Genomic DNA, 12,461 nt, shown 5'->3' on the forward strand with positions numbered 1-12,461 from the left:
CGCCCGATAACCCCGCGCGGCCCCCCGCAGGGGCACGGCAGAATGACCCGGTGCGGTACCTCATCCTCGGCACCACCGAGGCACGTGACGAGACGACCGGCGCCCCCCACACCCCCGGCGGCGCCCGCCTGCGCGCGCTCCTCACCGCCCTCGCCCTGCGCGCTGGCAGCCCGGCCGCCGTCCCCGTCGCCGACCTGGTCGACGAGGTCTGGGGCGACGACCCGCCCCAGGACGCCCCCGCCGCCCTCCAGGCCCTCGTCGCCCGCCTCCGCCGCAGCCTCGGCTCCCGCGACAGCATCCGCACCGACCCCGCCGGCGGCTACCGGCTCACCGCCGCCCCCGAGGACGTCGACCTCCACCGCTTCACCCGCCTCGCCGCCCTCGGCGCCGCGCAGCTGCCGACCGACCCCGCCACCGCCGCCACCACCCTCCGCGAGGCCCTCGCCCTCTGGCGCGGCCCCGCCCTCGCCGACCTCCCCGAGCCCGCCCGCACCGCCCACGCCGCCGCCCCGGAGGCCCGTCGCACCGCCGCCCTCCGCGACCGCGTCGAGGCCGAGCTGCGCAGCGGCGCCGCCGCCCCGGCCGCACTCCTCCCGGAGATCGAGGCACTGATCCGCGAGCACCCGTACGACGAACCCCTGCGCGCCCTCCAGCTCCGCGCCCTGCGCTCCGCCGGCCGCCCCGCCGACGCCCTCGCCGCGTACGAACGCACCCGCCGCGACCTCGCCGAAGGCCTCGGCACCGACCCCGGCCCCCAGCTGCGCGCCCTGCACGCCGAACTGCTCCAGCCCCCGCCGCCGCCCGCGCAGCCCCGCGGCAACCTCCGCCCCCGTCTGACCTCCTTCGTCGGCCGCGAGCCCGAACTCGCCGCCCTCGCCGCCGACCTGGACCGCGTACGCCTCGTCACCCTCACCGGACCCGGCGGCTCCGGCAAGACCCGCCTCGCCGAGCACGCGGCCGCCGCCCAGCCCGGATCCGGCTGGCTCGTCGAACTCGCCCGCCTCGACCACCCGGCCGCCGTCCCCGGCGCCGTCCTCAGCGCCCTCGGCCTGCGCGAGAGCAGCCTCGTCGCCCGTGAGAAGACCCCCGCCGGCGACGACCCCACCGCCCTCCTCGTCGACCACTGCGCACACCGCCGCCTGCTGCTCGTCCTGGACAACTGCGAGCACGTCATCGGCGCCGCCGCCGAACTCGCCGAAACCCTCCTCACGCACTGCCCCGGCGTACGGATCCTGGCCACCAGCCGCGAACCCCTCGGCGTACCCGGCGAGTTCCTGCGCCCCCTCGAACCCCTGCCGCCCGGCCCCGCGCACCGGCTGTTCGCCGACCGGGCCACCGCGGCCCGCCCCGGTTTCCGCGCCGACGAAGACCCGGCCGCCGTCGCCGAGATCTGCGCCCGCCTCGACGGGCTGCCCCTCGCCATCGAACTGGCCGCCGCCCGCCTCAGGCTCCTCACCCCGCGCCAGATCGCCGACCGCCTCGACGACCGCTTCCGCCTCCTGACCGGCGGCGCCCGCACGCTCCTGCCGCGCCAGCAGACCCTGCGCGCCGTCGTCGACTGGTCCTGGGACCTGCTCGACAGCGCCGAACGCACCGTCCTCGCCCGGATGTCCGCCTTCGCCGGCGGCTGCGACCTGGACGCCGCCGAGGCCGTCTGCGGCGACCCGGGGACCGACGTCGCCGACACCCTCGGCTCCCTCGTCGACAAGTCCCTCGTCGTCGCCGTACCCGACGCCGACGGCATGCGCTACCGCCTGCTGGAGACCATCCGCGAGTACGCCGCCGCACGCCTGGCCGCCTCCGCCGGAGAGGCCCGCGCCACCGCCCGCCGCCACGCCGCCCACTACCTGGCCTTCGCCGAACGGGCCGAGCCGCTGCTGCGTTCCGCGGACCAGCTCCCCTGGATCCGGCGCGCCGAGACCGAGCTCGACAACATCCGCTCCGTCTTCCACACCGTCACCGTCACCGACCCGGACCTGGAGACCGCCCAGCGCCTCCTGGCCGCCCTCGCCTGGTTCCTGTGGCTGCGCAACTACCGCACCGAGGGCGCCGAATGGTCCGGTCTGGTCCTCGCCGCCACCCCCGCCGAGCCGCCCGCCGGATCGGCCGCGTACTGGCGCTCCATGCGCCTCCAGGTCCTCCACATGTTCCTGATCGGCGAGAGCAGGGGCTCCGCCGGCGTCCGCACGCCCGAGCACGCCGCGGTCGCCGCCCGCATCCGGGAGGTCTTCCGCGAGGGATCACCGGAGACCACCCGCTTCCCCGGCATGCTGTGGCCCGCGACGGCCTTCCTCACCGGTGACACCGCCGACTTCCACCCCGACCTCGCCCGGTCCGTGGACAACTGCCGCCGCCACGCCGGCGACTGGGAACTCGGCGTCACCCTCCTGATGCGCACCCACGCGGCCATCGACATGACCGGGGGCCTGGACTCCGTCGACGCCGATCTCGCCGAACTCCACGAGATCGCCCGCCGCTGCGGGGACCGCTGGATGCGCGCCCAGGTGGCCAGCGCCGCCGGGGAGGCGGCCCTCTCGCGCGGCCAGTACGACACCGCCCGCGCCGAGTACGAGGAGTGCCTGCGCCTCGCCCGGGAGGTCGGCGCCCAGACGGAGGCGCCCTTCGCCCTCGCCCGCATCGCCGAGGCCGTCTACTGCGCCGGGGACTACGACACCGCCGAAGAGCTCCTCGCCGAAGCCGACCGCGAGGCCGACCAGCACGGCGGGGTGTACGACGTGAGCTCCTTCGCCCGGCTCCTGTCGGCGATGTTCGCCCTCCGCCGCGGCGACACCGACCGGGCCAGGGCCGAGTGCGCCCGAGCCCGCGCCGAGTCGGCGCAGATCAACGCGCCCGCGCAGCTCACCGCCGGAATGGCGCTCGTCGAGGCCGCCCTCACCGCGCAGGAGGAGGGCCCGCTGGCGGGCCTGACCCGCATCGGACCCGCCCTCGCGGAGGCCGTGGCCTCCCATTGCGCCGAACGGGTCCTGGCCTGCCTCGCCGAGGTGGCCGCCGTGTTCCTGGAAGGCGCCGGGCGGCCGGCCGCGAGCGTACGGGTCCTCGCGGCGGCCGGAACCTGGCGCGGCGGGTATCCCCGCTCGGTGCCGGAGGAGGCCGTCCTGGAGGGGCTCCCGGCCCGCACCCTCGCCGTCCTCGGCCCGGACGCGCACGCCGAGGCGGAGGCCGCGGGCCGGGCCCTGACCCCCGCCGAGGTCGCCGCCGAGATCACCCGGCACGTCCCGCAGGCCGCGCCCGCCCCGCTCAGCGGCAGCTGATCACCGCGTCGGCCCAGCTCGCCAGCGTCGGCAGGTGCCCCTGCCCGGCCTGCTCCACCACCAGCCGCAGGGCCGAGCGCCCGGCCAGCGGCACCTCGACGGCCGCCGGGGCGTCCCCGTACCCGAGCGCGCCGGAACGCCACAGCCGCTGCCCGTCGGCGTAGACGGAGAACCGCACCGTCCCGTCGGTCAGCAGCGACAGCCCGTCCACCCCGGCCCGCGCCGAGAAGGAGGTGCACTGCCGGTTGAGGGCGATCTCCACCGAGGAGCGGGAGTGGACGGTGATCCCCTGCCCGAACCGCTGCCCGCCGGCGACCAGCCCCCACCGCTGCCACACCCAGCTGCTGTGCCAGGTCTCCAGCTCGGGACCGGTGTGCCGGCCCAGCGCGGAGTGGTCGAGCCGGGCCAGCGGGAACGCCTGCGCGGGCTGCGGCGACGGCGTGGGCTTCGGCCGGACCGGCGAGGGCGAGGGGCTCGGCGTGGGCTTCGGCCGCCCGGGCGGGGACGGGGTCACCGGCGCCGGAGCGGAGACCGGCGGCGAGGCGGGCCGCGACGCCGGCGCGACCGGCGCCGCACTGCGCGGCGGCGGTACGGGACCACCCGCGGCCGGAGCCGGATCCACCGGCGGGCTCGACTCCGGGGCGGCGGACGCGGCCGGCCTGGGCACCGCCGGCGCCACCGCGCTGGGCGCGGGCTTCGCCTCCGGGTCGGGCTCGTCCCCGGTCAGGGCGAACACCACCCCGGCGGCCGCCGCGACCGCTATCCCGGCGGCGATGGCGGCCTTCGCGGGCAGCCCCAGCCCCTCCGAGACCACCGCACCCCCGGCCCCGCCGGCAGCACCCGCACCCCCACCCCCGGCCGCACCGGCAGCACCGGCCGCACCAGCCCCGGCCCCCGCAGCACCGGCCGCACCAGCCCCGGCGGCCGACGACCCGCCCACCGCCGCGGCGGCAGCCCCCGCACCCCCGGCGGCGACGACCCCGCCGGCCACCACCCCGGCCGCCTTGGCGGCGTACCCGGCGGCGAACCACCCGATGACCGCGACCGGCAGCAGCGCGGGAATCCCCGCGTTCACGTCCTTGAGCTCACCCGCGGCCAGCCGGCACTTGGCGCACTCCTCCAGGTGCTTGCGCAGCCCCCGTTCCGCCCGCATCCGCAGCCCGCCCCGGGCGTACGCGCCCAGCCGGTCCGCGTACCGCGCGCAGTCCCCGCCCTCACCGAGCGCGGAACTCACGTGCGCCTGGAGGTAGGCCTGCTTGAGGCCCTCCCGGGCCCGGCTGGCCAGCACCGCCGTGGCGTTGGCGCTCAGTCCGAACAGCGGGGCGATCGCACTCGGCGAGGCCTCCTCGACCGTGGTGTGCCACAGCACGGCCTGCCACCGCTCGGGCAGGCTCCGGAAGGCCTGCATGGCCAGCGACCGCTCGGCCTCGTGCATCGCCCGCACGTCCGCGCCCAGTTCCAGGGTGTCGTCCCCGGCCAGCCCGCCCAGCGCCGCGCCGCCCTCCGCACCCGCGGCCGCCTGCTCCGCGAACAGCGCGAAGTCCTCGACCAGATGCTCCCGGCGGGCCGTCTTCGCCCAGGCCGCGGCGACCCGCCGCACGGTGGTCAGCAGGTAGGCCCGCACCGACTGGTCCGGCCCGGCCCCGCCCCGTACCGCCTGGAGCGTCCGCGCGAACACCTCGGCCGTCAGGTCGTCGGCGGTGTGCCCGTCGCGGCAGCAGGTCCGCGCGTAGCGCCGTACGGCATCGGCGTGCCGGCGGAACAGCTCCTCGTAGGCGCCGTCGTCACCACCGCGCATCCGGGCGACCAAGTCACCGTCGGACGGCGGCAGGTCGGCGCCGGCCGCCCCGGGAGCGGCATGCCGCCTCCGGCCGGGTTCGCGCTGGGCCGGGACCTGCCGGGCGGGCAGACCGCCCGCCGGGGCCTCGCCACTCGCGTCACTGACGCCGCCGGGAGACTCGTCCCGTCCGTCAACGCTCATCGCGGAAGCCCCCGCACGCCACACTCAGACCGGTCCACCGATCCAGCGTGTCACACGGCACGGGTGCCCCGGCCCCCGTGCCGCACCATCCACCCATCCGGGGACAATCCGGCGAATCGCCGAACCGCTCCTCACCCCTACGAGTGACCGGCCGTCCCAGGCGCCCCGTTGACGATCCGACGCCCCGAAGCCGCCCGCACCACCGCCCGCACAACTCCGGCCGCGCGCACCACCCGAGCCGCCCAAGCCGCTCCGGCCGTCCGCGCTGGCCCGGCCGTCCGCCCCGGCCCGAGCGGCCCCCACCCCTGCGGGGGCCGCTCGAACCGTCGGCACCGACGGGCACGGGCGCCCGTACGGATCAGGCCGTGCGCGAACGCAGCCCCTCAAGCAGGATGTCCAGCAGCCGCGCCGAAGCGGCGGCCTGCTGCGCCGGGTCCGGCAGCGCGGGCGCGGCGGTCGCTATCACCAGCAGCACGTCGGCCACCGTGACATCGGCCCGCAGCTCACCGGCCTCCCGGGCCCGGTCCACCAGCCGGCCGACGACCTCCAGCAGCGCACCCGCGCCCGCGTCCTCCGACGGCTCGTCCTCGATCGGGGTCCGCGCGCCCACGACACGCAGCTCCGGAGCCCCGCCCGCGACGGCCGCCCCGGCCTGACGCTGGTGCGGCACGCGCGCCGCGCCCTCGTCCTCGGTGGCGTCCTCCTCGGCCGCGCCGACCCGCAGCACCTGCGGCGGCAGCAGCCGGCCCGCGCCCGAGGCCACGGAGGTGCGCAGGAAGCGCGACAGCGCCTGCCACGGCTCCTCCTCCTGGCCCAGAGCGGACTTCGCCTGCTCCGTCAGCCGGGCGGTCTCCTCCTCGGCTATGCGCCGGACCAGCACGTCCTTGCTGGGGAACCGCCGGTAGACGGTCCCGACGCCGACGCGCGCGCGGCGCGCCACGTCCTCCATCGGGGCCCCGTAGCCGAGCTCGCCGAAGACCTCGCGCGCGGCGCGCAGGACGTGTTCGAGGTTGCGCTGCGCGTCGACGCGCAGCGGCGTCGAACGGCCCGTGCCGTGGGTGGTCGTGCCCGCGATCACGCGGCCGCCGCTCTCTGCGGACAGAGCGGTGGCAGAACCATGGAAATCGGAAATGTGCATATGTATCCCCCGGTAATCATTTGTCTCCCCCCGGAGACACTCCCCGCCTTCGTGTCGAGGGGGGCCACGGTCATGTGGGCCCTGGTCCTACTCCTCGACGAGATACGAACATAGTTGAGCCAGAGTCAATTCAGAAGAGGCAGCCCCCGACGGAGCACCGCCCGATCGGAGCATTCACCCCCACTTTTCCGCCGCAAGCCTCCGGAATCACCCCCTCCGACGGGCCTGACCTGCGCACTTATCGTGCGATCCGAGTCCCTCGACAGCCCCGTCCCGACCTCCCCACCGGTCACACAATGTGCCGGGCCTGTGGACAAACTCCCGGCCACGTTGCGTCATGGGATGGTGAAGGCTGCTAACTCGCGGGGCGACGCCCCCGGTACCCCGCCCCGCACGCGCATCCTCGTCATCGGAGGCGGATACGTCGGCATGTACACCGCGCTGGGCCTCCAGCGGAAGCTCAGATCCGGCGAAGCCGAGGTCACGGTGGTCACCCCCGAGCCCTACATGACGTATCAGCCCTTCCTCCCCGAAGCCGCCGCCGGAGCCATCTCCCCGCGCCACGTCGTCATCCCCCTGCGCCGCGTCCTCGACCGCTGCCGCATCGTCATCGGCCAGGCCCAGCGCATCGACCACGCCAAACGGACCGCGACCGTCACCACCCTCGCCACCCCCGACGAGGGCACCGGCGACCTGGAGATCGAGTACGACGAACTCGTCCTCGCCCCCGGCTCCGTCTCCCGCACCCTCCCCGTCCCCGGCCTCGCCGACTACGGCATCGGCTTCAAGACCGTGGAAGAGGCCATCGGCCTGCGCAACCACGTCATCGAACAGATGGACATCGCCTCCTCCACCCGCGACCCCGCCATCCGCGACGCCGCCCTCACCTTCGTCTTCGTCGGCGGCGGATTCGCCGGCGTCGAGGCACTCGGCGAACTGGAGGACATGGCCCGCTACGCGGCCCGGTACTACCACAACATCAAGGCCGAGGACATGAAATGGGTGCTGGTCGAGGCCAGCGACCGCATCCTCCCCGAGGTCGGCCCCGAAATGGGCACCTACACCGTCCGCGAACTGCGCCGCCGCAACATCGACGTCCGCCTGGAGACCCGCCTCGAATCCTGCGAGAACCGCGTCGCCGTCCTCAGCGACGGCGCCCGCTTCCCCACCCGCACCGTCGTCTGGACCGCCGGCGTCAAACCCCACCCCATCCTCGCCGCCACCGACCTCCCCAGGAACGAACGCGGCCGCCTGCGCTGCACCTCCTTCCTCACCGTCGAAGGCGTCGAACACGCCTGGGCCGCCGGCGACGCCGCCGCCGTCCCCGACATCACCGCGGACGAACCGGGCCGCGAATGCGCCCCCAACGCCCAGCACGCCGTCCGCCAGGCCAAACAGCTCGCCGACAACCTCATCGCCGCCCTCCGCGACGAAGCCCTCACCGAATACGCCCACAAATACGCCGGCTCCGTCGCCTCCCTCGGCCTCCACAAGGGCGTCGCCCACGTCTACGGACGCAAGATCAAGGGCTACCCCGCCTGGTTCATGCACCGCACCTACCACCTCAGCCGCGTCCCCACCTTCAACCGCAAGATGCGCGTACTCGCCGAATGGACCCTCGCAGGACTCTTCACCCGCGAGATCGTCTCCCTCGGATCCCTCGAACACCCCAGGGCAGAGTTCGAACTCGCCGCCGGCGGAGGCCACCGGCACCACCCCCCGAACCCCGCCCCCCAACCCCCGAAGGACAACGAGGGCTGACGTTGTCAGTGCCGTCCGCCACACTGGACGTGTGACCATAGGTGGGCTCACACCTGCACAGAGTGACGCCCCACGGAGGGACCAGCAGCAAGCGACCGACCACACGGGGCACCTCCCGGACACCACACCGGGAGGAGACACCGCGACCACTTGCGACACCACGAGGCTTGAACGCAGTGAACTTCACGCGATGGAGCGCCCGGTTTCCCGGAACGCAGCGCCGCGCCGCCGCCCGGAACGAGCACGCCGCCGCCCAGGCCAAAAGGGGTGAAGGCTCCGTCCCGGCAGCCCGCGGCGCCGCCGCCCACCCCCCGGCGCCACCCGAGGGCAGCCCCGCCGACGCCACCGTCTCCGGCACCGGCACGGCCCCCCTCCCCGCCGCACCCGCCCTCGACGAGCTCTCCGTACAGGAGGTCCTCGGACTCCTCCCCGCCCTCATCGCCCTCGTCCACGGCCCCGAGCACCGCGTCGCCTACGTCAACGACGCCTACACCGCCGGCTTCGGCCCCCGCACCACCGGCGCCCCCGCGCACCTCGCCCTCCCCGAACTCGGCGAGCTCGGCCTGCTCCCGCTCCTCGACCAGGTCCAGCGCAGCGGCAAACCCCGCACCGCCAAGAACCGTCAGGCCCCCGGCGGCGGCAGCTCCTACACCGTCACCTGCACCCCCGTGCAGTTCCCCAAGGCCGACGCCGACGGCCGCCCCGACCCCCACCACACCGGGATCCTCGTCCACCTCGCCGACGTCACCGACCACGCCGAAGCCGTCGACCGCCTCCGCGCCAGCGAACGCCGCCAGCGCGAAGCCGCCGTCACCCTCCAGCGCTCCCTCCTCCCCCAGGAACTGGAACAGCCCGACGACCTCCGCATCGCCGCCACCTACCAGCCCGGCGGCACCGAGGCCGCCGTCGGAGGCGACTGGTACGACGTCATCACCCTCGGCGCCGGCCGCACCGCCCTCGTCATCGGCGACGTCATGGGCCGCGGCGTCCGCGCCGCCGCCGTGATGGGTCAGCTGCGCACCGCCGTCCGCGCCTACGCCCGCCTCGACCTGCCCCCGCACGAGGTGCTCCAGCTCCTCGACGGCCTCGCCGCCGAGATCGACGCCAGCCAGATCGCCACCTGCGTCTACGCCGTCCACGACCCCAACGAAGGCCTCCTCGCCTACGCCTCCGCCGGCCACCTCCCCATCCTCGTCCGCGACGAGGACGGCACCGTACGCCGCGCCGCCGACCCCACCGGCCCGCCCCTCGGCACCGGCGGCTGGCTCCACACCTCCGGCACCATCGCCCTCGGCCCCGGCTCCACCGCCGTCCTCTACACCGACGGCCTCGTCGAACGCCGCGGCGAGGACATCGACGAAGGCGTCTCCGCCCTCGAACGCGCCCTCGCCGGAGCCCAGGGAACCCCCGCGATCATCTGCGACCGCCTGATGCGCGCCCTCGGCGTCGACGCCGACCACGACGACGACGTCGCCGTCATGGTCCTCCAGCAGCCCGCCCGCACCGGAACCGACGCCGAGCTCTTCCACAACGCCGCCCTGGAACTCCTCGGCGGCGTCGAGGCCGCCCCGCGCGCCCGCGCCTTCGCCCAGGGCGTCCTCAGCTCCTGGCGCTTCCCCATGGAGCTCTGCGACCTCGGCGTCCTCGCCGCCAGCGAACTCGTCGCCAACTCCCTCCAGCACGGCACCCCGCCCATGCGGCTGCGCCTGCGCCGCACCGACCGACGCCTGATCGTCGAGGTCACCGACGGCGACGACCACCTCCCGCGCCGCCGCCGCGCCGAACCCGCCGACGAGACCGGACGCGGCATCTCGATCATCGCCACCATCGCCTCGGCCTGGGGCTCCCGTCGCACCCCCGGCGGCGGCAAGGCCGTCTGGTGCGAGTTCGCCCTGCCCGACAAATAGCCCGGCGCACCGGAAAACACGGAAGAGGCCCCGGTCCACAGGACCGGGGCCTCTCCCCATCTGCTCAGCTCTTACGCGGACACCCGCTCGCCCCGCTGCTCCACCCGCTCCACACCCTTCGCGGAGCCGGCCACGACCCGGCCGCCCAGCAGCGACGGGTTGTCCTGCACCGGGCTCAGCTGCCCGCCCAGCCGCAGCGCCAGACCGGCGATCCCCAGCGACACCAGCACGAAGATCCCGATGTACAGCATCGGAACGCCCGCACCCAGCGGCACACCCAGCGGCCCCAGGGCCAGCGCCATCTGCTTGACCAGCGCGAACGCCGAGTTGTACCGCCCGACCGACCCCTCCGGAGCCAGGTCCGCCACCAGCGGCGCCAGCGTCGGCGACAGCATCGCCTCACCGATCCCGAAGAGCGCGTACGTGCTCACGAACGCGGCCGCCGCCATCGTCGCGCTGCCGTGCCCCAGCCCAGAGAACCCGGCGATCAGCCACGCCACGGTCCAGATCAGCCCGACCAGCGCGATCACCCGCGACCGGCGGCGCTTCTCGACCAGCTTCAGCACCACGAACTGCGCCACGACGATCGCACCGGTGTTGGCGGCCAGCGCGAACCCGAGGGTGGACGGGGAGATCCCCGCGGCCTCCGTACCGAAGGCGGCCAGACCCGACTCGAACTGTCCGTAACAGGCGAAGAAGAGCACGAAGCCCAGCAGACACAACTGCACCATGGCCTTGTGCCGCAGCAGCCGCTTCCAGCCGCCGTCCGCCTGGGCCGGGTCCTTGGGCAGGGCGTCCTTGATGCTCGGAGCCTGCGGCATCCGCACGGTGGCGATGACCCCGGCCAGCACCAGGAACATCACGGCCTCGATGCCGAACAGCAGGGTGAAGCTCCCGGGCCGGGTCACGTCGACGATCTGACCGCCGGCGAGCCCGCCGATGCCCAGACCCAGGTTCTGCATGAAGAACTGGAGCGCGAAGGCACGCGTACGGGTCGACGGCGTCGAGCACCACACGATCATCGTGGCCAGCGCCGGCTGCATCACGGCCTGCCCGGCACCGAGCGCCAGGGCGGACAGCAGGATCGGCACCACGCCGGTGGACAGCCCGAGGGAGAGCGCACCCGCCGAGGCGGCCACGGCCGCACCCATGACCACGGGCACCGGACCCCGCCGGTCGATGACCCGGCCGGTGAAGGGCAGCGCGACGAGAGCACCCAGGGCGAACGCCACGAACGCACTCGTGGCGGCCATGGAGCCCAGCCCCCGCACCTGCGCCACATAGATGTAGAGGAACGGAACCGTGAAGCCGATGCCGAACGCGGTCAGCGCGTTCCCGGCCTGGATCCGCCGCATCGCAGCGCCCATCACCTTGGTCACTTCTCACCTGCCCTGATAGCTAAAGTCTGAAGACTTCATACCTAAAGTTCGATGCTTAACTCTACACATCGAAGGAGTTAGACGCCAACGGGTTCGTGGGATACTTCGGACCATGGCTGACACCCCCGACGGCACCGCGCCCGTCCACGAGCCGAGCCTCGACGAGCAGATCGCCATCTATCAGCGCGAGTTCCAGGACCTGGACCCCCAGGTGGAGAAGGTCGTCTCGGCCCTCAGCCGCCTGAACCGCCGCATGAACGTCGCGTACGGCCGCCAGACGGCCGCTCTCGGCATCAGCAACGCGGAGTGGGAGGTCCTCAAGGCCCTGGTCCTCTCGGGCGCCCCGTACCGGATGGGCCCGAGCGAGCTCGCGAAGCAGCTGGGCCTGACGCCGGCGGCGATGACCCACCGGATCGACCGCATGACGGCCGAGGGTCTGGTCACCCGGGAACGGGACGAGTCCAACCGGGTCCGCGTGATCGTGGAGCTGACGGACGAGGGCCGCAGCAAGTGGCTGGACGCGATGCGCGCGGCGACGGTGTTCGAGGAGGACCTCCTCCAGGACCTCTCCACCGCGGAGCGCGGGGTCCTGGGCGACATGCTGACCCGGGTCCTGGACCGCGTGGAGGACCTCCAGCCCCGGCACTGAGCGGGCCCCTCCCCGGGCCTGACCTCCCGGGTTGACACGCCACTCGTGGATCCGTAAGGTTCTTCGAGTTGTCCCAGAGCCGGAAGGTTCTGAGGCCAACGAATCCGCCGCCTCGTCGCGGCAACCTACTCAGCACGATCTCCCACCGGGAACGAATTCGGCATGTCCGAATTCATTTCCGAAGGCCCGATTATCGGTTGCCGGGAAAATCCGCTAGAGTTCAGGAGTCGGAAGGGCCCAACAGCCCGGAAGACAAACCCCGCTGACTGGGAGTCAGGCCCGAAAGGATCTGATAGAGTCGGAAACGCAAGACAGCAAGACAGAACGAAAGCCCGGAGGAAAGCCCGAGAGGGTGAGTACAAAGGAAGCGTCCG

7 protein-coding genes are annotated in these 12,461 nt (G+C 74.2%); 4 read left to right on the forward strand and 3 right to left on the reverse strand.

From position 1 onward, the window contains the following. The first annotated feature begins 50 nt into the window (after nt 1–50). On the forward strand, nt 51–3,272 hold the full coding sequence (locus AB0F18_RS25510) for a BTAD domain-containing putative transcriptional regulator (protein WP_362064455.1): 3,222 nt from the start codon (nt 51–53) through the stop codon (nt 3,270–3,272). Here the strand turns inward: AB0F18_RS25510 and AB0F18_RS25515 are convergent. Then, a complete protein-coding gene (locus AB0F18_RS25515) occupies nt 3,259–5,253 on the reverse strand; it encodes a sigma-70 family RNA polymerase sigma factor (RefSeq protein ID WP_362064457.1) in 1,995 nt (664 codons plus the stop codon). The two genes, AB0F18_RS25510 and AB0F18_RS25515, sit on opposite strands and share 14 nt — an antisense overlap. Before the next feature lie 358 nt (nt 5,254–5,611). Continuing rightward, on the reverse strand, nt 5,612–6,391 hold the full coding sequence (locus AB0F18_RS25520; protein WP_362064459.1) for a helix-turn-helix domain-containing protein: 780 nt from the start codon (nt 6,389–6,391) through the stop codon (nt 5,612–5,614). A gap of 342 nt (nt 6,392–6,733) precedes the next feature. Here AB0F18_RS25520 and AB0F18_RS25525 point away from each other — a divergent pair, with 342 nt between their 5' ends. After that, a complete protein-coding gene (locus AB0F18_RS25525; protein WP_362064461.1) occupies nt 6,734–8,152 on the forward strand; it encodes an NAD(P)/FAD-dependent oxidoreductase in 1,419 nt (472 codons plus the stop codon). Between the two features lie 176 nt (nt 8,153–8,328). Continuing rightward, a complete protein-coding gene (locus AB0F18_RS25530) occupies nt 8,329–10,059 on the forward strand; it encodes an ATP-binding SpoIIE family protein phosphatase (protein ID WP_362064463.1) in 1,731 nt (576 codons plus the stop codon). Nucleotides 10,060–10,130: 71 nt separating this feature from the next. On the opposite strand, the gene AB0F18_RS25535 is transcribed toward AB0F18_RS25530, so the two are convergent. Continuing rightward, nucleotides 10,131–11,438 carry an MFS transporter gene (locus AB0F18_RS25535; protein ID WP_362064465.1) on the reverse strand — a complete coding sequence of 436 codons (1,308 nt, stop codon included), beginning with the start codon at nt 11,436–11,438 and terminating at the stop codon, nt 10,131–10,133. 112 nt (nt 11,439–11,550) lie between these two features. On the opposite strand from AB0F18_RS25535, the gene AB0F18_RS25540 reads away from it, so the two are divergent. After that, nucleotides 11,551–12,087 carry a MarR family transcriptional regulator gene (locus tag AB0F18_RS25540; RefSeq protein ID WP_362064467.1) on the forward strand — a complete coding sequence of 179 codons (537 nt, stop codon included), beginning with the start codon at nt 11,551–11,553 and terminating at the stop codon, nt 12,085–12,087. Nucleotides 12,088–12,461 lie beyond the last annotated feature (374 nt).

This window comes from Streptomyces sp. NPDC029216, assembly GCF_040648015.1.
Taxonomy (GTDB): Bacteria; Actinomycetota; Actinomycetes; order Streptomycetales; family Streptomycetaceae; genus Streptomyces.